Origin of the sequence: Pseudomonas purpurea, assembly GCF_039908635.1 — a bacterium.
GTDB classification, from domain to species: domain Bacteria; phylum Pseudomonadota; class Gammaproteobacteria; order Pseudomonadales; family Pseudomonadaceae; genus Aquipseudomonas; species Aquipseudomonas purpurea.
Genome location: NZ_CP150918.1, coordinates 4,899,535 through 4,919,734 on the forward strand (window position 1 = coordinate 4,899,535; position 20,200 = coordinate 4,919,734).

The 20,200-nt window shown below is 61.0% G+C and carries 14 protein-coding genes and 3 pseudogenes; 15 read left to right on the forward strand and 2 right to left on the reverse strand.

The features are described 5' to 3' along the window. The first annotated feature begins 154 nt into the window (after positions 1-154). The gene (locus AABM54_RS21960; protein ID WP_347902055.1) at positions 155-472 is read left to right on the forward strand and encodes a Rieske 2Fe-2S domain-containing protein; all 318 of its coding nucleotides are present in this window, start codon (positions 155-157) and stop codon (positions 470-472) included. On the opposite strand, the gene sfsA is transcribed toward AABM54_RS21960, so the two are convergent. Next, the gene (sfsA, locus tag AABM54_RS21965) at positions 469-1,182 is read right to left on the reverse strand and encodes a DNA/RNA nuclease SfsA (protein ID WP_347902056.1); all 714 of its coding nucleotides are present in this window, start codon (positions 1,180-1,182) and stop codon (positions 469-471) included. The genes AABM54_RS21960 and sfsA overlap by 4 nt on opposite strands. After that, positions 1,182-2,355, reverse strand: a pseudogene (locus tag AABM54_RS21970) (pyridoxal phosphate-dependent aminotransferase). Before AABM54_RS21970 ends, sfsA begins: the two are co-directional and overlap by 1 nt. 330 nt (positions 2,356-2,685) lie before the next feature. On the opposite strand from AABM54_RS21970, the gene dksA reads away from it, so the two are divergent. The 14 genes and pseudogenes from dksA (at position 2,686) to AABM54_RS22040 (ending at position 20,114) form a co-directional block, all read left to right on the forward strand. After that, positions 2,686-3,129, forward strand: a complete 444-nt coding sequence (dksA, locus tag AABM54_RS21975; protein ID WP_347902057.1) for an RNA polymerase-binding protein DksA — start codon at positions 2,686-2,688, stop codon at positions 3,127-3,129. An 84-nt stretch (positions 3,130-3,213) separates the two neighbouring features. Continuing rightward, the gene (gene gluQRS / locus AABM54_RS21980) at positions 3,214-4,110 is read left to right on the forward strand and encodes a tRNA glutamyl-Q(34) synthetase GluQRS (protein WP_347902058.1); all 897 of its coding nucleotides are present in this window, start codon (positions 3,214-3,216) and stop codon (positions 4,108-4,110) included. A gap of 75 nt (positions 4,111-4,185) precedes the next feature. Continuing rightward, positions 4,186-4,362 carry a hypothetical protein gene (locus tag AABM54_RS21985; RefSeq protein ID WP_003176118.1) on the forward strand — a complete coding sequence of 59 codons (177 nt, stop codon included), beginning with the start codon at positions 4,186-4,188 and terminating at the stop codon, positions 4,360-4,362. Then, positions 4,346-7,301: pseudogene (locus AABM54_RS21990) on the forward strand (ATP-binding protein). Before AABM54_RS21985 ends, AABM54_RS21990 begins: the two are co-directional and overlap by 17 nt. 22 nt (positions 7,302-7,323) lie before the next feature. Beyond that, positions 7,324-8,760, forward strand: coding sequence for a sigma-54 dependent transcriptional regulator (locus tag AABM54_RS21995; protein ID WP_347902059.1), 1,437 nt, complete (start codon positions 7,324-7,326; stop codon positions 8,758-8,760). A 726-nt stretch (positions 8,761-9,486) separates the two neighbouring features. Further along, positions 9,487-10,878 (forward strand): polynucleotide adenylyltransferase PcnB, encoded by a 1,392-nt coding sequence (locus AABM54_RS22000; protein WP_347902060.1) that lies wholly within the window; start codon positions 9,487-9,489, stop codon positions 10,876-10,878. A 4-nt stretch (positions 10,879-10,882) separates the two neighbouring features. Beyond that, positions 10,883-11,368 (forward strand): 2-amino-4-hydroxy-6-hydroxymethyldihydropteridine diphosphokinase, encoded by a 486-nt coding sequence (gene folK, locus AABM54_RS22005; RefSeq protein WP_347902061.1) that lies wholly within the window; start codon positions 10,883-10,885, stop codon positions 11,366-11,368. Between the two features lie 319 nt (positions 11,369-11,687). Further along, positions 11,688-12,489: pseudogene (gene panB, locus AABM54_RS22010) on the forward strand (3-methyl-2-oxobutanoate hydroxymethyltransferase). Then, positions 12,486-13,346 carry a pantoate--beta-alanine ligase gene (gene panC / locus AABM54_RS22015; RefSeq protein ID WP_347902062.1) on the forward strand — a complete coding sequence of 287 codons (861 nt, stop codon included), beginning with the start codon at positions 12,486-12,488 and terminating at the stop codon, positions 13,344-13,346. Before panB ends, panC begins: the two are co-directional and overlap by 4 nt. Before the next feature lie 212 nt (positions 13,347-13,558). Beyond that, positions 13,559-13,939 carry an aspartate 1-decarboxylase gene (panD, locus tag AABM54_RS22020; RefSeq protein ID WP_003228271.1) on the forward strand — a complete coding sequence of 127 codons (381 nt, stop codon included), beginning with the start codon at positions 13,559-13,561 and terminating at the stop codon, positions 13,937-13,939. A gap of 244 nt (positions 13,940-14,183) precedes the next feature. After that, positions 14,184-15,848: a glucose-6-phosphate isomerase gene (gene pgi / locus AABM54_RS22025; RefSeq protein ID WP_347902063.1), complete on the forward strand. Its 1,665-nt coding sequence runs from the start codon at positions 14,184-14,186 to the stop codon at positions 15,846-15,848. A gap of 143 nt (positions 15,849-15,991) precedes the next feature. Further along, entirely contained in the window at positions 15,992-17,929 is a 1,938-nt protein-coding gene (gene acs, locus AABM54_RS22030) for an acetate--CoA ligase (protein ID WP_347902064.1), read from the forward strand. Positions 17,930-17,980: 51 nt separating this feature from the next. Continuing rightward, positions 17,981-18,853, forward strand: coding sequence for an oxygenase MpaB family protein (locus AABM54_RS22035; RefSeq protein ID WP_347902065.1), 873 nt, complete (start codon positions 17,981-17,983; stop codon positions 18,851-18,853). A 244-nt stretch (positions 18,854-19,097) separates the two neighbouring features. Beyond that, positions 19,098-20,114 carry a class I SAM-dependent methyltransferase gene (locus tag AABM54_RS22040; RefSeq protein ID WP_347902066.1) on the forward strand — a complete coding sequence of 339 codons (1,017 nt, stop codon included), beginning with the start codon at positions 19,098-19,100 and terminating at the stop codon, positions 20,112-20,114. Positions 20,115-20,200: the final 86 nt, after the last annotated feature.

The window sequence follows — 20,200 nt, forward strand, 5'->3', positions numbered from 1 at the left end:
GTGTTTTCCCGTGGAATCGAAGCGTCGTCAGCACGGCTTCACCACGGGCGAAGCGGCCATTTGATAATTGTTAGCATTTGCACGTCAAGCACGGACACATTTGCTCACGTGCACAACCGCCGCCGGCCTTAGCCTGCGGCACCTGAGGATAGTCATGAAGTTTCTCTGCACCAGCGCCGAGCTGGTCGATGCCAGCAGCCGCGGTTTCGAGATCGACGGCCAGAAGTTGTTTGCCGTACGCCGCGAAGGCCAGGTCTACGTCTATGTAAATCGCTGCCCGCATCGCGGTGTGGGGCTGGAATGGCAGCCCGACCAGTTCCTGGACCCCAGCGCCAGCCTGATCCAGTGCGCCACCCACGGCGCGCTGTTTCTGATCGAAAGCGGCGAATGCGTCGCCGGCCCTTGCGCCGGGCAGTTCCTCAACGCCCTGACGAGCCGCGAAGACCACCAGGGCATCTGGGTGCAACCTTAAGGGTTGAGCACCACGTCCAGTCGCCGGTCGACCCGGACCTCTTGCGAAGTCAGGCTCACACCGTACGCCAGCACCTCGACCCCGGCCGCCTTCGCTTCACGCAGCGCGGCCGCGTAACCCGGATCTATCTCCTCGGCCGGGCGCACAGCGTCGATGCCCGTGAGGTTGACGCAATACAACTGCACCGCACGGACACCGTCCCGTGCCAGGCACGCCAACTCGCGCAAATGCTTGGCACCGCGCTGAGTCACCGCGTCCGGAAACGCGGCGACGTTTGTAGCGTCAAACCCCAGCGTGACACTTTTGACTTCGACAAAAGCCGGGCCGTCCGGGTAATCGAGGCGAAAGTCGATGCGGCTGTTTTCCTGGCCATACGGGACTTCACGCTTGAGCCCGGTAAAACCGTTGAGTTCGGTGATCAACCCGGCGCGCAATGCTTCCTCGATCAAGCCATTGGCCCGCGCCGTGTTCACGCAGGCCAACCGCCCTTGCGGGGTCTCGCTGATTTCCCAGGTGCCGGGCAATTTGCGCTTGGGATCGTTGGAACGGCTGAACCAAACCTGTCCGCCTTCGACCATGCAGTTGAACATCGACCCGGTGTTGGGGCAGTGAATGGTCAGCAACTCGCCGCCAATGGTTTCGATATCAGCGAGAAAGCGCTTGTAACGGCGGATCAGCCGACCTTCTTCGAGGGGAGGATTGAAGTGCATCAGCCTTGCCAACTCCGCAGGCCACGGGCAATGCGTTCCACCGCTTCCTGCAAGCGCGGCAGGCTTTGAGTGTAGGCGAATCGCACATGGTGACCGGCCTGATAGCGGCCAAAATCCAGCCCTGGAGTGAAGGCAACGTGTTCGGTTTCAAGGAAGTGGCGGCAGAAGGCAAACGCGTCACCGCCGAAGGCACTGATGTCGGCGTACAGATAAAACGCCCCTTCGGGCTCCACGGCGATACCAAAACCCAGTTCGCGCAGGGCCGGCAGCAGGAAATCGCGTCGACGGCCAAACTCGGCGCGGCGCTCTTCGAGAATGCTCAGGGTACCGGGTTCAAAACAGGCCAGCGCCGCGTGCTGGGCCATGCTCGGTGCACTGATGTAGAGGTTCTGCGCGAGTTTTTCCAGCTCGCCCACCGCTGCCGATGGCGCCACCAGCCAGCCGAGGCGCCAACCGGTCATGCCGAAGTACTTGGAGAAGCTGTTGAGCACAAACGCACTGTCGTCGACTTCCAGCACGCTCGCGGCATCGGTGCCGTAAGTCAGGCCGTGATAGATCTCATCCACCACCAAATGACCGTTGCGCGCCTTGATCGCGGCTGACAAACCGGCCAGCTCATCGCGGGTCAGGATGGTCCCGGTCGGGTTGGCGGGCGACGCCACCAGCGCGCCAACGCTGTCGTGGTCCCAATAGCGCTCGACCAGGCCCCGGGGTCAGTTGGTAGCGCACCTCCGGTCCCACCGGCACCAGTTGCGCGGCACCTTCCACCAGCCGCAGGAAGTGCCGGTTGCACGGGTAACCCGGATCGGCCAGCAACCAGTGTTTGCCGGGGTCGACCAGCAAGGCGCTGGCCAGCAGCAACGCCCCGGAACCGCCCGGCGTGATCAGGATGCGTTGCGGGTCGATGTTCAACCCGTAACGCTGCTGATAAAAGCCCGAAATGGCCTCACGCAACTCGGGAATGCCGCGCGCGGCGGTGTAACGGGTTTTCCCCGCCGTCAGCGCCGCCTGCCCGGCCTTGATGATCGGCTCGGCAGTGGTGAAGTCCGGCTCGCCGATTTCCAGGTGGATCACGTCGTGGCCGGCCGCTTGCAGCTCGTTGGCACGCGCCAGCAGCGCCATGACATGGAAAGGTTCGATTGCGCGGCTGCGCGCACTGTAGGACTGAGCCATTAGCCTTCCTTCAACGGGGAAAAAATTCGATTCTACCCAAGCCGTGGAACGAGCGAGAGCCTAAAGCAGTCCGAGCCTTCAGAAGGCTCGCACAATGAGTTCGGCGCGTGGCCCAAGTTTGACTAAAATCAATAATTGAGCAGACCTCCAGTGCACCACTCAAGGCTTTGCAATCTTTTGCAAGCCATACAGGCCGCGGCCTCGACAACCGGGAGTAGCGCGCTCTGATTTGATCTGGTAAGTTCGCCCGCTTGCAGCCGCAGGGCCGGCAGGTGTCGGTGATGGAGCAATCCTGCGCAATGGATTACAAGAGTAGAGGCGGTCCATTTCATGCCCACCCAAGCAAAGCAACAGAGCAGCCAACTGATTAGCGGCTTCGAACCCTACATCGAGAAGAAGGGTGAGGAGTACATGGGCGAGCCCATGCGCAAACACTTCACCAAGATCCTGAACAAGTGGAAACAGGACTTGATGCAGGAAGTCGATCGCACTGTTGATCACATGAAAGACGAAGCGGCCAACTTCCCCGACCCGGCCGACCGTGCCAGTCAGGAAGAAGAGTTCAGCCTCGAACTGCGTGCCCGCGACCGCGAGCGCAAGCTGATCAAGAAAATCGACAAGACCCTGCAACTGATCGAAGACGAAGAATACGGTTGGTGCGAGTCGTGTGGCGTTGAAATCGGCATCCGCCGTCTCGAAGCCCGCCCGACCGCCGACATGTGCGTCGACTGCAAGACCCTTGCTGAAATCAAGGAAAAGCAAGTCGGCAAGTAACCGCCGATTTGAACAAAGAACGGAGCGTGCGAACGCTCCGTTTTTGTTTCTGACTGTTTTGTTCTTTCAACTAACATCGCGCCCATGACTGCCATTAAATCCCCCGCCTATATCGGGCGCTTCGCCCCTACCCCCAGTGGGCACCTGCACTTCGGTTCACTGGTCGCCGCCCTGGCTTCGTACCTTGACGCCCGCTCGGTCGGTGGCCGCTGGCTGCTGCGCATGGAAGACCTCGACCCGCCTCGGGAAGAACCCGGTGCACAGGTCGCGATCCTCAAGGCCCTGGAAAGCTACGGCTTTGAATGGGACGGCGAGATGGTCCGCCAAAGCGAACGTCACGACGCCTACGCGCACGTGCTGAATCAACTGTTCAACCACGGCCTGGCGTACGCCTGTACCTGCTCGCGCAAACAGCTGGAACCCTATCAGGGGATTTACCCTGGGCTGTGCCGCAACGCCGGGCATGCTCAGGAAAACGCCGCCATTCGCCTGCGGGTTCCGGAACTGGAATACCACTTTCAGGACCGCGTGCAGGGTGAGTACCGCCAGCACCTGGGCCGTGACGTCGGCGACTTCGTGATTCGCCGCCGCGACGGGCTCTACGCCTATCAACTGGCCGTGGTGCTCGATGACGCCTGGCAAGGCATCACCGATATCGTGCGGGGCGCCGACCTGCTCGACTCCACCCCGCGCCAGTTGTACCTGCAAGAACTGCTGGGCCTGCCGCAACCGCGTTACCTGCACTTGCCGCTGATCACCCAACCGGACGGCAACAAACTCGGCAAGTCCTACCGCTCGCCGCCGCTGACCGAAGACCAGGCCACCCCGCTGTTGCTGCGCGCCCTGCGTGCGCTGGGGCACAATCCGGTTCATGAACTCTGCGACGCGAGCCCCAAGGAAGTGCTGAACTGGGGCATCCAGCACTGGGACGCCGCGCTGATCCCGCGCACACTGACGCTACCCGAAGCGCAAATACGCTGACGCCACTTGCAGCTTGGCGCCCATCCGTTACCATCGCCGCACGTTTTCGGGCACACACAATAAAGAGAGGCCGGGATGTACATCTATCGCTTGGTCCTGCTCCTGGTAGTGGGGATCTATCTGTTCTCCCCCGCCATCATGGACTGGTGGATCGACGCCACTGGCGCCTGGTATCGCCCGTATCTGCTGTGGCTGATCCTGATCGTCGTGACCTTCATCCTGCAGAGCCAAAAAGATGCCGATGAGCTTTAGCCTGACCCAGATGATCCTGATCAGCGCCGCGTACCTTGCGGTGCTGTTCGGCGTCGCCTGGATCAGCGAACGCGGAATGATTCCGCGGGCGATCATTCGCCACCCGCTGACCTACACCTTGTCGCTGGGTGTCTACGCCAGCGCCTGGGCGTTCTACGGCACGGTCGGCCTGGGCCTATCAGTACGGCTACGGGTTTCTGTCGAGTTACCTCGGGGTGTCTGGCGCCTTTCTGCTGGCGCCGGTGCTGCTGTACCCGATCTTGAAGATCACCCGCACCTATCAGCTGTCATCCCTGGCTGACCTGTTCGCCTTCCGGTTCCGCAGCACCTGGGCTGGTGCGCTGACCACGATTTTCATGCTGATCGGCGTGCTGCCACTGCTGGCGTTGCAGATTCAGGCGGTGGCGGACTCCATCGGCATCCTGACCCGCGAACCGGTGCAGCATCGGGTCGCCCTGAGTTTCTGTGCACTGATCACCCTGTTCACGATCTTCTTCGGCTCGCGGCACATCGCGACCCGTGAGAAACACGAAGGCCTGGTGTTCGCGATAGCCTTTGAATCGGTGATCAAGCTGATCGCCATCGGCGGCGTCGGCCTGTATGCCTTGTACGGCGTCTTCGACGGCCCGCAACAGCTGGAACTCTGGCTGCTGCAAAACCAGACCGCCCTGGCCGCCCTGCACACACCGCTGCAAGAAGGCCCGTGGCGCACGCTGCTGCTGGTGTTCTTCGCCTCGGCCATCGTCATGCCGCACATGTACCACATGACGTTCACCGAAAATCTCAACCCGCGCTCGCTGGTCAGTGCGAGCTGGGGCCTGCCGTTGTTCCTGCTGCTGATGAGCCTGGCAGTGCCACTGATTCTCTGGGCCGGCCTGAAACTGGGCGCTACCACCAACCCGGAATACTTCACCCTTGGCATCGGCATCGCCGCCAACAACAAGGCCTTGGCGTTGCTGGCCTATGTCGGCGGGTTATCGGCCGCCAGCGGCCTGATCATCGTCACCACCCTGGCGTTGTCCGGGATGGCCCTGAACCACCTGGTGTTGCCGCTGTATCAGCCACCCGCCGAAGGCAACATCTACCGCTGGCTGAAGTGGACCCGCCGCGCGCTGATCGTCGCGATCATCATGGCCGGTTATGGTTTCTATCTGCTGCTGGGCGCCGAACAGGACCTGGCCAACCTCGGCATCGTCGCGTTCGTCGCGACCTTGCAGTTCCTGCCCGGCGTGCTGTCGGTACTGTACTGGCCGACCGCCAACCGTCGCGGCTTCATCGCCGGTTTGCTGGCAGGGATTCTGGTGTGGATCGTGACCATGCTGTTGCCGCTGGTCGGCAACCTGCAGGGCTTCTATATCCCGTTGTTGAACATGATCTACGTGCTCGACGACACCAGTTGGCACATGGCAGCCATCGCCTCGCTCGCAGCGAACGTGCTGATGTTCACCCTGATCTCGTTGTTCACCAACGCCAGCAGTGAAGAAACCAGCGCTGCCGAGGCCTGCGCGGTAGACAACGTGCGCCGCCCGCAACGCCGCGAGCTGCACGCTGCCTCGCCACAAGAATTCGCCACCCAACTGGCCAAACCCTTGGGCGCCAAAGCCGCACAAAAGGAAGTCGAACAGGCGCTGCGCGACCTTTATCTGCCGTTCGACGAGCGCCGCCCGTATGCCTTGCGCCGCTTGCGCGACCGCATCGAAGCCAACCTGTCCGGCCTCATGGGGCCGAGCGTCGCCCAGGACATGGTCGAAACTTTCCTGCCGTACAAGGCCGGTGGCGAGAACTACGTCACCGAAGACATCCACTTCATCGAAAGCCGTCTCGAGGATTACCACTCGCGCCTCACCGGCCTGGCGGCTGAACTCGACGCCCTGCGCCGTTACCACCGGCAAACCTTGCAGGAACTGCCGATGGGCGTCTGCTCGCTGGCCAAGGACCAGGAAATCCTCATGTGGAACAAAGCCATGGAGGAACTCACCGGCATCGCCGCGCAACGCGTGGTCGGTTCGCGACTGGGTACCCTGGGCGAGCCGTGGAAAGACTTGCTGCAAGGCTTCATCAACCTGCCCGACGAGCATTTGCACAAACAGCATCTGGCCCTCGACGGCCAGACCCGCTGGCTGAACCTGCACAAAGCAGCCATCGACGAACCGCTCGCGCCCGGTAACAGCGGCCTGGTGTTGCTGGTCGAAGACCTCACCGAAACCCAGATGCTCGAAGACAAACTGGTGCACTCCGAGCGCCTGGCGAGCATCGGTCGACTGGCGGCTGGCGTGGCGCACGAGATCGGCAACCCGATCACCGGTATCGCCTGCCTGGCGCAAAACCTGCGCGAAGAACGCGAAGAGGATGCCGAGCTGACCGAGATCAGCGGGCAGATACTCGAACAGACCAAGCGCGTGTCCCGCATCGTTCAGTCGCTGATGAGCTTCGCCCACGCCGGCAGCCATCAACACAATGACGAGCCAGTCTGCCTGGCTGAAGTGGCGCAGGACGCCATTGGCCTGCTGGCGCTGAACCGACGCAATTTCGAAGTGCAGTTTTTCAACCTGTGCGACCCCGATCACTGGGTCGACGGCGACCCGCAACGGCTCGCCCAGGTGCTCATCAACCTGCTGTCCAACGCCCGCGACGCCTCGCCGGCCGGCAGCGCGGTCCGGGTCAAGAGTGAAGCCGGCGAACACACGGTCGATCTGATCGTCGAAGACGAAGGCAGCGGCATCCCGTCGAACATCATGGATCGATTGTTCGAACCCTTCTTCACCACCAAGGATCCGGGTGAAGGCACCGGTCTGGGCCTTGCACTGGTCTATTCCATCGTTGAAGAGCATTATGGACAAATCACCATCGACAGCCCGGCTGACACACAAAGCCAACGCGGCACCCGTATCCGGGTGACCTTACCGCGTCATGTCGAAGCGACGTCCGCTGTGAACTGAGACCGTCGAGAGAATCGAATCAATGCCGCACATTTTGATCGTCGAAGACGAAACAATTATCCGCTCCGCCTTGCGCCGCCTGCTGGAACGTAACCAGTACCAGGTGAGCGAAGCCGGTTCAGTGCAGGAAGCACAAGAACGCTTCAGCATTCCCACGTTCGACCTGATTGTCAGTGACCTGCGCCTTCCCGGCGCACCGGGCACTGAACTGATCAAACTGGGCCAGGGCAAGCCGGTGTTGATCATGACCAGCTACGCCAGCCTGCGCTCGGCGGTCGACTCGATGAAGATGGGCGCGGTGGACTACATCGCCAAGCCTTTCGATCACGACGAAATGCTCCAGGCCGTCGCGCGAATCCTGCGTGATCGCCAGTCGGCACAGAGCACCGGCGCAGAACCTGTGGTCGGCAAGGCCACCAACGGTTCGGCAAAACCGGGCGTCGACAACAGCAACGGTGAAATCGGCATCATCGGCTCCTGCCCGCCCATGCAGGACCTGTACAGCAAGATCCGCAAGGTCGCGCCGACAGATTCCAATGTCCTGATCCAGGGCGAGTCCGGCACCGGTAAAGAACTGGTCGCCCGCGCCCTGCACAACCTGTCCAGACGCGCCAAGGCCCCGATGATTTCGGTGAACTGCGCAGCCATCCCGGAAAGCCTGATCGAGTCCGAACTGTTCGGCCACGAAAAAGGCGCCTTCACCGGCGCCAGCGCCGGACGTGCGGGGTTGGTAGAAGCGGCGGACGGCGGCACCCTGTTCCTCGATGAAATCGGCGAATTGCCACTCGAAGCCCAGGCGCGCCTGCTGCGCGTGTTGCAGGAAGGTGAAATCCGCCGTGTGGGTTCGGTGCAATCGCAGAAGGTCGACGTACGCCTGATCGCGGCCACCCACCGTGACCTCAAGAGCCTGTCCAAGATTGGCCAGTTCCGTGAAGACTTGTTTTACCGCCTTCACGTGATTGCGCTGAAACTGCCGGCATTGCGTGAGCGTGGTGCGGACGTCAATGAAATCGCCAATGCGTTCCTCGCTCGCCAAAGCGCGCGGGTCAATCGCACGGACCTGAAATTCGCCGCTGATGCCGAGCAGGCGATTCGTCACTACTCCTGGCCAGGCAACGTGCGCGAACTGGAGAACGCCGTCGAGCGCGCCGTGATCCTGTGCGAAAGCCCGGAAATCTCGGCCGAGCTGCTGGGCATCGATATCGAACTCAGTGACCTGGAAGATGACGATTTCATCGGCTTGGCACCACAACAGGGCAGCACCGGTAACACCAGCCACGAGCCGACCGAGGACCTGTCACTGGAGGACTACTTCCAGCACTTCGTCCTCGAACACCAGGACCACATGACCGAAACCGAACTGGCCCGCAAACTCGGGGTCAGCCGCAAATGCCTGTGGGAACGCCGCCAACGCCTGGGCATCCCACGACGCAAGACCGGGGTCATCAGCGAGAGCTGAACGTTACCTGTACAGCGTGCGGGTAACACGTGACTTTGTGAAAAAACTGTTACCTCATTGTTTTCACGTAACAAAAGCCGGGGCTTACGGTAACGAAGCCCCGGCTTTTTTTCGCCCTCGAAAAGCTCGGACACGCACCTAACCCCTTGTTTTACTAGGCCTCACAAAAGTTGGCACGGCACCTGCTATATGTTTAGTACAAGAACAATAACAAGCAATGCACAAGACAATAAAAATAAGACGAATCGACTCACGCACAATAAAAACAAGACGGCGAGAGGCGCAGCTAACTGATTCTTTTGGAGAGGCGTTGTATTTGGGGCTTGCCCCACGACCAGGCCGAGAACAACAAAAACTGTCCTAAGACAGAGCCTGAACTGGTTGGATCGAAAGATCACTGCAACACAGCGACCAAAGCAATCCGTTTGCTCTTGGCTCCCGATTGGGAGGGTCATGAAGGAAAAACTTCATGACGAGGGCGTTCAACAAAAACAAGAAGCCCGAAAACCATAATAAAAATAGAGCACGCAACTACTTCTGGGGGAGCTTCGGCTCCCCTTGTAGTTTCCGGCATTCCACAATCCCCCCTGTTCCACACCTCTAGCATGCAGCTTGCAGCTCATATCAGCTGCGTCCTACACCATCCCCCGACTAAATGCTAGAATCCCGGCCCATCATGCGGTCATTCTTCGTTATGGCCGAACATTCCTTCAAACAGTGCATCCCATGCTGAAGAAGCTGTTCCAGTCATTCCGTTCTCCCCTGCGTCGTACGCAACACATTCGCAGCACGCCTGAAGTGCTCAACAGCGGTCAACACTCGCTGCAAAAGGCCCAATTCAGCCGTTACGCGGTCAACATTGTCGAACGCCTGCAGAACGCCGGTTACCAGGCTTACCTGGTCGGTGGCTGCGTTCGTGACATGTTGCTCAACATCACGCCCAAGGATTTCGACGTCGCCACCAGTGCCACACCCGAACAGGTGCGGGCAGAGTTTCGCAATGCGCGAATCATCGGTCGTCGGTTCAAACTGGTGCACATCCACTTCGGTCGCGAAATCATCGAAGTCGCAACGTTCCGCGCCAATCACCCGCAAAACGACGAAGAGGAAGACAGCAACCAGTCCTCGCGTAACGAAAGCGGACGCATTCTGCGTGACAACGTTTACGGCACCCTGGAAGAAGACGCGCAACGCCGCGACTTCACCATCAACGCCCTGTATTACGACCCGATCAGCGAGCGCATCCTCGACTACGCCAACGGCGTACACGATATTCGCAATCACCTGATTCGCCTGATCGGTGACCCGACCCAGCGCTACCAGGAAGACCCGGTACGGATGCTGCGGGCCGTGCGTTTTGCCGCCAAGTTGAATTTCGGTATCGAAAAGCACACCGCCGCACCGATCCGCGACCTGGCGCCGATGCTGCGCGAGATCCCTTCGGCACGTCTGTTCGAAGAAGTCCTGAAGTTGTTCCTGTCCGGGCACGCCGCCGACACCTTCGAGATGCTGGTCGACCTGCAACTGTTCGACCCGTTGTTCCCGGCCAGTGCCGATGCCCTGGAACACAACCCGACCTACACCCACACGCTCATCAGCGAAGCGCTGATCAACACCGACCTGCGCATCAAGCAGAACAAACCGGTCACACCGGCGTTCCTGTTTGCCGCCCTGCTCTGGCCTGCCCTGCCGGCTCGCGTACTGCGCTTGCAGGACCGTGGCATGCCGCCGATTCCGGCGATGCAGGAAGCAGCGCACGAGTTGATCGCCGAACAGTGCCAGCGGATCGCGATTCCAAAGCGCTTCACGATGCCGATCCGCGAAATCTGGGACATGCAGGAACGCCTGCCACGGCGCAGCGGCAAACGCGCCGACCTGTTGCTGGACAACCCGCGCTTCCGTGCCGGTTACGACTTCCTGCTGCTGCGCGAAAGCGCGGGCGAACAGACCAATGGCCTGGGCGAATGGTGGACCGACTATCAAGACGCCAACGACAGCGAACGTCGCGACATGATCCGCGACCTCAGCAGCAAGGACGATGGCGCCAGCGGCGCACCCCGCAAGCGTCGTCGCAGCGGCGGGGCCAAGCGTAAACGTTCGGGCGAGTCGGGCGAGTAAGCCGATGGAACGGATCTACATTGGCCTGGGCAGCAACCTTGCTGCCCCGGAGCAACAACTGCGCAGCGCCATTGAAGCGCTGGCGCAGTTGCTGCACACCCGGCTGGCGGGCGTCTCCGCCTTCTATCAAAGCGATTCCCTGCTACCGGGCCAACCGCGTTACACCAACGCGGTGGCCGCCCTCGACAGCCAACTCGCCCCCCTGGAACTGCTCGATGCGCTGCAAGCCATCGAAATCGACCAGGGGCGCGAGCGTCACGAACGCTGGGGTCCGCGCACGCTCGACCTGGATATCCTACTGTTCGGTGATCGGCTGATCGACGAGCCACGCCTCAAAGTGCCTCACTACCACATGCAAGAACGAGCCTTTGTGCTCTATCCGTTGGCCGAACTGGCGCCTGCGGATCTGCGGTTGGCGGATGGCCGTGCGCTCAGCGAATTGCTGGCGGCGTGCCCGTTTGTCGGGTTGGAACGCATCGCCCAGAACTGACGCAAATCCCCCTGTGGGAAGCGGGCTTGCTCGCTCCCACATTGGTTTTGTGCCAAACAGAAGATTCCCGCGAGCCAGTGCCTGCTGAATCGCCTCAGTTACCCCGGTAACACCGCAGGCGTAACATGGCGGTAACACATCCAATTGACTTCCCGAGTTCTCCTCACGACTATAGGCGTCCCGCTGCCGCCAACCCGGCGCTGAAGGGCGCAATCCAGGCCTTATAAGCACGACAACAGAGCGTGCGCCTGAGTAAATTGATGAATCACGCGCGTTACTCGCAGTAGTTTCCAAAGCGCCTGAACGAGGACCTTTTTTCATGCCAGCTATTACCTTGACCACGTTGCAAAGCCTCAAGCAGAAAGGTGAAAAAATCACCATGCTGACCTGCTACGACGCGACGTTCGCCCACGCCTGTAACCAGGCCGGTGTCGAAGTGCTGTTGATCGGCGATTCCCTGGGCATGGTGCTGCAAGGTCACGACAGCACCCTGCCGGTCACCACGGCCGAAATGGCCTACCACGTTGCGGCAGTCAAGCGCGGTAACACTGACGCGCTGATCCTCGCGGACCTGCCGTTCATGGCCTACGCCACCACCGAACAAGCCATGCACAACAGTGCCCTGTTGATGCAGGCCGGCGCACACATGGTCAAGGTTGAAGGTGCCTTGTGGCTGGCGGACTCGATTCGCCTGCTGGCCGAACGTGGCATCCCGGTGTGCGCGCACATGGGTCTGACACCACAGTCGGTGAACATTCTGGGCGGTTATAAAGTCCAGGGCCGCAACGAGAACCAGGCACGGCAGATGCGTGCCGACGCGATCTCCCTGGAACAGGGCCGGCGCGGCCATGCTGCTGCTTGAATGCGTGCCGAGCGAGCTGGCCCACGAAATCACCCAAGCGGTGAAGATCCCGGTGATCGGCATCGGCGCCGGCAACGCAACCGATGGCCAGGTCCTGGTGTTGCACGACATGCTCGGCCTGTCCCTGACCGGTCGTTCACCGAAGTTCGTGAAAAACTTCATGGCCGGCAAAGACAGCATTCATGCCGCCCTGAGCGCTTACGTCAGTGAAGTCAAAGCCGCGACCTTCCCGGGCGCCGAACACGGATTCTCTGCATGAACACCGTCAAGACCGTACGCGAACTGCGTGCCGCCGTTGCCCGCGCCCGCAGCGAAGGCAAGCGCATCGGCTTCGTGCCGACCATGGGCAACCTGCACAGTGGCCATGTCGCTCTGGTGACCAAAGCCACCCAACGGGTGGACTTCGTGGTCGCGAGCATTTTCGTCAATCCGCTGCAATTCGGGGCTGGCGAAGACCTCGACAAGTACCCGCGCACGCTCGCCGCCGACCAGGAAAAACTCCTGCAAGCTGGCTGTCACCTGCTGTTCGCGCCGACGGTCGAAGAAATGTACCCCGACGGCATGGCCGGCCAAACCCGCGTCAGCGTCCCGCAGCTGTCTGAAGGCCTGTGTGGCGCCAGCCGCCCCGGGCATTTCGAAGGCGTGGCGACGGTGGTCAGCAAGCTGTTCAACATGGTCCAGCCAGACCTGGCTATCTTCGGGCAGAAAGACTTCCAGCAACTGGCGGTCATTCGCGCACTGGTTCACGACCTGAACATGCCGATCCAGATCATCGGCGAGCCGACCGTTCGTGCCGCCGATGGCCTGGCGCTGTCGTCGCGCAATGGCTTCCTCAGTGAAGAACAGCGTGCAACCGCCCCGGTGGTGTACCGCACACTGAGCGAAATCGCCGAGGCGATCAAACAGGGCGAACGGGATTACCCGGCGCTGCTGGCGCGGCAGGTCGAGCAATTACAAACCGCCGGTTTGCGTCCTGACTACCTGGAAATCCGCCACGCCCTGACCTTGCGTCCGGCGACGGCTGAAGATCGTGATCTGGTGATTCTGGTGGCCGCATTCCTGGGCACCACGCGGTTGATCGACAACCTGCACCTGAACCTCGACGCCCACGCCTGAACACCGCAAGCCAATGTGGGAGCGAGCTTGCTCGCGATGACGGTTTAACGCTCAACAAGATGTTGACTGCCAGACCGCTATCGCGAGCAAGCTCGCTCCCACAGGGGGGCTGTGTTGCTTATTAGATTGAATTCCAGGCCTTAACCCGTATTGCCGGTCTCAAAGGCTTCGGGCAAACTGCCCGCCGTTCGGATCTGACCAGGAAATCACTCATGCACGCCATCATGCTCAAGGCCAAGCTGCATCGCGCCGAAGTTACCCACGCTGTGCTCGACTATGAAGGCTCTTGCGCCATCGACGGCGAGTGGCTGGACCTGTCCGGGATCCGTGAATACGAGCAGATCCAGATCTACAACGTCGACAACGGCGAACGCTTCACCACCTACGCGATCCGTGGCGAAGAAGGCTCGCGCATGATTTCGGTCAACGGCGCTGCCGCCCACAAGGCCAAGGTCGGTGACCGAGTGATCATTTGCGCCTACGCCCATTACAGCGAAGCCGAACTGCTCAACTTCAAGCCGCGCATGCTCTACATGGCACCAGGCAACGAATTGAGCCACACCAGCAATGCCATCCCGGTCCAGGTCGCCTGACCGACCGTCTATTCTTTCGCACTCAAAGCCCGCCTGTTGCACACACCTGATGCGCCGGTATAAAAAAGTACCGGCACAAGGTCAGACAAAGCCAAGACAGATCAATACGCGAGGTTTACTGTAATCGCCCTGCGCTATTTAATCGTGCTCACGCAGTTCGACCGGATTTCACCTGTCAGTGCACAGGACATTCCGGGCTTTTCAGTGTCCTAAAGGCAGTTCAAGTAAAAGGAAACCCGCAGCGATGGCGTACTACCGCACTCCTCAAGACGTTACCGCTCTGCCTGCCTGGCAAGCGTTGAATGACCACCGCCAGGCCATGCAGGATTTCAGCATGCGCGAAGCGTTCAATGCCGACCCGCAACGCTTCAATCAATTCAGCCTGAGCAGTTGCGGACTGTTTCTCGATTATTCGAAGAACCTGATCAACAGCGAAACCCGCGATCTGCTGGTGGGCCTGGCGAAAGAAGTCGGCCTGCAAGACGCAATCAAGGCCTTGTTCAGCGGCGAAATCGTCAACTCCTCCGAAGGCCGCCCGGCACTGCACACCGCCCTGCGCCGCCCGGTAGGCGATAAGCTGTCGGTCAACGGCGTCAACGTGATGCCCGAAGTCCACAAGGTGCTGAACCAGATCACTGAACTGGTCGGCCGTATTCACGACGGCTTGTGGCGTGGTTACACCGAAAAACCGATCACCGACGTGGTGAACATCGGCATCGGTGGCTCGTTCCTCGGCCCGGAGCTGGTCTCCGAAGCGCTGCTGTCCTACGCCCAGAAAGGCGTGCGCTGCCATTACCTGGCGAACATCGACGGCAGTGAGTTCCACGAACTCTCGGCAAAGATTCGCGCCGAAACCACGCTGTTCATCGTCTCGTCGAAATCCTTCAACACCCTCGAAACCCTGAAGAATGCCCAGGCCGCACGCGCCTGGTATCTGGCGCAGGGCGGTTCCGAGGCCGAGCTGTATCGCCACTTCATCGCCGTATCGAGCAACAACGCGGCGGCCGTGGCCTTCGGGATTCGTGAAGAAAACATCTTCCCGATGTGGGACTGGGTCGGCGGGCGTTACTCGCTGTGGTCGGCCATCGGTTTGCCGATTGCCCTGGCCATCGGCATGTCCAACTTCAAGGAACTGCTGTCCGGCGCCTACACCATGGACCAGCACTTCCAGAGCGCGCCGTTCGAACAGAACATGCCGGTGCTGCTGGCGCTGCTGGGTGTCTGGTACGGCAACTTCTGGGGTTCGCAAAGCCACGCGATCCTGCCGTACGACCACTACCTGCGCAACATCACCAAGCACTTGCAACAGTTGGACATGGAATCCAACGGCAAGAGCGTGCGCCAGGACGGCACGCCGGTGTCCACTGACACCGGCCCGGTCATCTGGGGCGGCGTCGGTTGCAACGGTCAGCATGCCTATCACCAGTTGCTGCACCAAGGCACCCAACTGATTCCGGCCGACTTCATCGTGCCGATCGTCAGCTTCAACCCGGTTGCCGACCACCATCAGTGGCTGTACGCCAACTGCCTGTCGCAAAGCCAGGCGCTGATGCTCGGTAAAACCCGCGCCGAAGCCGAAGCCGAGCTGCGTGACAAAGGCCTGCCCGAAGCCGAAGTGCAAAAAATCGCACCGCACAAGGTGATTCCGGGCAACCGCCCGAGCAACACCTTGGTGGTCGAACGCATCAGCCCCCGTCGTCTCGGCGCACTGGTGGCGATGTACGAGCACAAGGTCTTCGTGCAAAGCGTGATCTGGGGCATCAACGCCTTCGACCAATGGGGCGTGGAGCTGGGCAAGGAACTGGGCAAAGGCGTCTACAACCGCCTGACCGGCACCGAAGAAACCCCGGCTGACGATGCTTCCACTCAGGGCCTGATCAACTACTTCCGCGGTCGTCACCGCGGGTGATCTGATCCTCGCTCCCACAGGTCTGCACAGACCCTGTGGGAGCGGGCTTGCTCGCTCCCACATTGGTCCCCTGTACGACTTGAACCCGATAGTCACTCGGCGCATCTTTATCACTTGTCGCAAAACAAGAATAAGGAACCGTCATGTTCGATATCAGCACGTTCCCCAACGCCGATGCCGTCCGCCGGGCTGCGCAACTGAGTCAGGACGACTATCAGCGCCTCTACCGACAATCCATCGAGCAACCCGATGCTTTCTGGGCCGAACAAGCCAAACGCTTCCTCGACTGGTCGACGCCCTGGCAAACCGTCCAGCGAACCGACATCCACACCGGCGCTGCCCAATGGTTTGCTGGTGGCCAGCTAAACGTCAGCTACAACTGCATCGACCGCCACCTCGCCCAGCGCGGCGAGCACGTCGCAATCCTCTGGGAGGGCGACGATTCGGCCGAATCGATACACATCACTTACCAAAAACTCCATCACTACGTCTGCCGCCTGGCCAACGTGCTGAAAAGCCGTGGCGTGAAAAAAGGCGACCGAGTGTGCATCTACATGCCGATGATCCCCGAAGCGGCCTACGCCATGCTCGCCTGCTCGCGCATTGGCGCCGTGCACTCCGTGGTGTTTGGCGGATTCTCCCCGGACTCGCTGCGCGACCGCATCCTGGATGCCGATTGCCACACCGTGATCACCGCCGATGAAGGCGTGCGAGGCGGTAAATATGTGCCCCTCAAACGCAACGTCGACAAGGCCCTGCTCAGTTGCCCGAACGTCAACACGGTCGTGGTGGTCGAGCACACCCAGGGCGACGTGAATTGGGTCGAGGGCCGTGACCTTTGGTATCACCAGGCCTTGCGTGACGTCAGCGACGAGTGCCCACCGGAACCGATGAACGCCGAAGACCCGCTGTTTATCCTCTACACCTCCGGCAGCACCGGCAAACCCAAAGGCGTGCTGCACACCACCGGCGGCTACCTGCTGCAAGCGGCGATGACCTTCAAATACGTGTTCGACTACCGCGACGGCGAAGTCTTCTGGTGCACCGCCGACGTCGGCTGGGTCACCGGCCACAGCTACATCGTCTACGGCCCACTGGCCAACGGTGCGACCACGCTGATTTTCGAAGGCGTACCGAGCTACCCCGACAGCTCGCGCTTCTGGCAGGTGATCGACAAGCACAAGGTCAACATTTTCTACACCGCGCCCACCGCCCTGCGCGCCTTGATGCGTGAAGGACCGGGTCCCTTGCAAGGCACTTCACGGGCAAGCCTGCGGTTGTTGGGCAGTGTCGGTGAGCCGATCAACCCGGAAGCCTGGGACTGGTATTTCAACGCCGTGGGCGAGCAACGCTGCCCGATTGTCGACACCTGGTGGCAGACCGAAACCGGCGGCATCATGCTCAGCCCGCTGGTCAGCGCCCAGCGGATCAAACCCGGTTGCGCCACCCAGCCCATGTTCGGCGTGCAACCGGTGCTGCTCGATGAGCAAGGCAAGGAAATCAGCGGTGCCGGCAGTGGCGTGTTGGCGATCAAGTCCAGCTGGCCGGCGCAGATCCGCAGCGTCTACGGCGATCCGCAGCGCATGCTCGACACCTATTTCAAACCTTATCCCGGCTATTACTTCACCGGTGACGGCGCACGCCGCGATGAAGACGGCGATTACTGGATCACCGGGCGTATCGATGACGTGATCAACGTCTCGGGCCACCGCATCGGCACCGCCGAAGTCGAAAGCGCGCTGGTGTTGCATGACAACATCGCCGAAGCCGCCGTAGTCGGTTACCCCCACGACCTCAAGGGCCAGGGGATCTACGCCTTTGTCACGCCCATGAACGGCATCGAGCCTGGCGAAGCGTTGAAAAAAGAACTGCTGGCCCACGTCAGCCAGGAAATCGGCAGTTTCGCCAAGCCCGACCTGATTCAATGGGCGCCGGCCTTGCCGAAAACCCGTTCGGGCAAGATCATGCGACGGATCCTGCGCAAGATTGCCTGCAATGAGCTCGATAGCCTCGGCGACACCTCGACCCTGGCCGACCCGAGCGTGGTCGAAGGGCTGATCGACAAGCGCCTGAACCGTTGAACCGGCGCGGCCCATGCCGCGCCCTCCTTAATGCTGTTGCAGCGAGTTGCCATGGAATTCATCCGTACGCGCATCGAAACCCAGATCATGAGCCTGAGCGGTCTGTCGCTGGGCAAACTCGACCTGGAAAACCCCAAGGGCGACCCGGGTCTGTTCGGCCCGGACTCGGTCAGTTGGCAGGTCCACGGTGACTTCAGCAGCATGCTCATTGGCGGCATCAGCGCATTGATGTTGCAAGCCTTGCACCCATTGGCACTGGCCGGGGTCTGGGACCACTCCAACTTTCGTGAAGACATGCTCGGGCGACTGCGCCGCACCGGGCAGTTCATCTCGGGCACGACCTTCGGCTCACGCCAGGACGCCGAATGGCTGATCGACAAAGTGCGCACCATTCACCTGCAAGTCGTTGGCACCGCGCCCGACGGCCGCCCCTACGCTGCCAGCGATCCCGACCTGCTGACCTGGGTGCATGTGGCGGAAGTCAGCAGCTTCCTCACCGCCCATGTGCGCTACCGCAACCCGGACCTTTCACTGGCCGATCAGGACCGGTACTACGCCGAAATCGCCCTGGTCGCCGAGCGGCTGGGCGCTCGCGATGTTCCGCGCTCACGACGCGAAGTCGCCGCGTACCTTGAGCGAATTCGCCCGCAACTGCTCTGCGATGAGCGCAGCCGCGAGGTGCTGCGATTGCTCCTCGCCGCACCGTCCCCCAGTCGCCTGGCCAAACCTTTCGGCGGGCTGATGATGCAAGCCGGCATCGACCTGCTGCCCGACTGGGCCAGTGACATGCTGGGTGTCCGCCAGAATCCGTTGCATCGCCAACTGATCCGCGCCAGCGTCAATCGCAGTGCCCCGATGCTGCGCTGGGCGGTGCGCAATGGTTCGGTGCAGCGTGCCAAACGGCGGATGGGGATATCCAGCTGAATGTGTGACCTTGGCGATCGAACGCTGGATCATCGCCAAACACTTACCCTGTGGCGAGGGAGCTTGCTCCCGCTGGAGTGCAAAGCACTCCCAAATCCTTCCCCCAAATCCTTTCAGACAGAGCCCGGTCGAAGACTTTACGGCCGCTACGCGCCCGAGCGGGAGCAAGCTCCCTCGCCACAGGGGAACCATCGATCACAATGCTGTTAAACTCTCGCGCCAAATTCCCCAGCAAGGCGCGTCCATGTCTTCCTTGAATCAGGCGCTGCGCGCCGCCCTCGATCATCGCCAAGACCTGCTCGCCGAGCTGCACCAGCAAGGCACCGACTGCTATCGACTGTTCCATGGCAGCCAGGAAGGCGCCGGTGGCCTGACCGTCGACCGTTACGGCCCGCAGTTGCTGGTCCAGAGCTTTCACCAATCGCTGGAACGCGATGACTTGCTCGCGCTGCACGCGACCATCAACCAGCACCTCGACCTCGATACCCTGCTGGTCTACAACGACCGCTCGCGGGGTAACTCGCGCATTGATCGCGAAGACACGGTTTACCGCGCCGACGAGGCCGCACTGGCAGACATGGTTGGCCACGAATGGGGCCTGAACTACCGGGTCCGTGGCCGCCACGCCGGGCAAGATCCGCTGTTGTTCCTGGACCTGCGAAACGCTCGCGGCTGGGTCAAGGACCACAGCGCCGGCAAAAGCGTGCTGAACCTGTTTGCCTACACCTGCGGCGTGGGCCTCAGTGCCGCTGCTGGCGGTGCCCGCGAGGTCTGCAACCTGGACTTTGCCGAAGGCAACCTGGCCGTGGGTCGTGAAAACGGCCTGCTCAACCCCCAGTTGCCGACCATGCAGTTCGTGCAATCGGACTACTTCCCGGCCATTCGCCAACTCGCCGGCTTGCCGATCACCCAGCGTCGAGGGCAGAAACTGCCGAGTTATCCACGCCTGGAACAGCGCCAATACGACCTGGTCCTGCTCGATCCACCCGCGTGGGCAAAAAGCGCGTTCGGCACCGTCGACCTGTTGCGCGATTACCAAAGCCTGCTCAAACCGGCACTGCTGGCCACTGCCGACAACGGCGTACTGATCTGCTGCAACAACCTGGCGAAAGTCAGCCTCGACGACTGGCGCGAGCAAGTCCTGCGCTGCGCCGAGAAAGCCGGGCGTCCGGTGCGGGACTGCGCCGTGCTGACCCCGGGCCGTGACTTCCCGTCGATGGATCAACAGCCACCACTGAAAACCCTGATCCTCCAGCTCTGAAACCCTACAAGAAAATCTGAAGAATCCTGTACGAAGGCGATTACTTCGGAACCGTAAACGCGTGCCATACTCCAAGGCACTCCGAT

Coding starts and splice junctions, on each gene's coding strand:
- AABM54_RS21960 (WP_347902055.1), top strand. CDS start 155: ATGAAGTTTCTCTGCACCAGCGCCGAGCTGGTCGATGCCAGCAGCCGC.
- sfsA (WP_347902056.1), bottom strand. CDS start 1,182: ATGCACTTCAATCCTCCCCTCGAAGAAGGTCGGCTGATCCGCCGTTAC.
- dksA (WP_347902057.1), top strand. CDS start 2,686: ATGCCCACCCAAGCAAAGCAACAGAGCAGCCAACTGATTAGCGGCTTC.
- gluQRS (WP_347902058.1), top strand. CDS start 3,214: ATGACTGCCATTAAATCCCCCGCCTATATCGGGCGCTTCGCCCCTACC.
- AABM54_RS21985 (WP_003176118.1), top strand. CDS start 4,186: ATGTACATCTATCGCTTGGTCCTGCTCCTGGTAGTGGGGATCTATCTG.
- AABM54_RS21995 (WP_347902059.1), top strand. CDS start 7,324: ATGCCGCACATTTTGATCGTCGAAGACGAAACAATTATCCGCTCCGCC.
- AABM54_RS22000 (WP_347902060.1), top strand. CDS start 9,487: ATGCTGAAGAAGCTGTTCCAGTCATTCCGTTCTCCCCTGCGTCGTACG.
- folK (WP_347902061.1), top strand. CDS start 10,883: ATGGAACGGATCTACATTGGCCTGGGCAGCAACCTTGCTGCCCCGGAG.
- panC (WP_347902062.1), top strand. CDS start 12,486: ATGAACACCGTCAAGACCGTACGCGAACTGCGTGCCGCCGTTGCCCGC.
- panD (WP_003228271.1), top strand. CDS start 13,559: ATGCACGCCATCATGCTCAAGGCCAAGCTGCATCGCGCCGAAGTTACC.
- pgi (WP_347902063.1), top strand. CDS start 14,184: ATGGCGTACTACCGCACTCCTCAAGACGTTACCGCTCTGCCTGCCTGG.
- acs (WP_347902064.1), top strand. CDS start 15,992: ATGTTCGATATCAGCACGTTCCCCAACGCCGATGCCGTCCGCCGGGCT.
- AABM54_RS22035 (WP_347902065.1), top strand. CDS start 17,981: ATGGAATTCATCCGTACGCGCATCGAAACCCAGATCATGAGCCTGAGC.
- AABM54_RS22040 (WP_347902066.1), top strand. CDS start 19,098: ATGTCTTCCTTGAATCAGGCGCTGCGCGCCGCCCTCGATCATCGCCAA.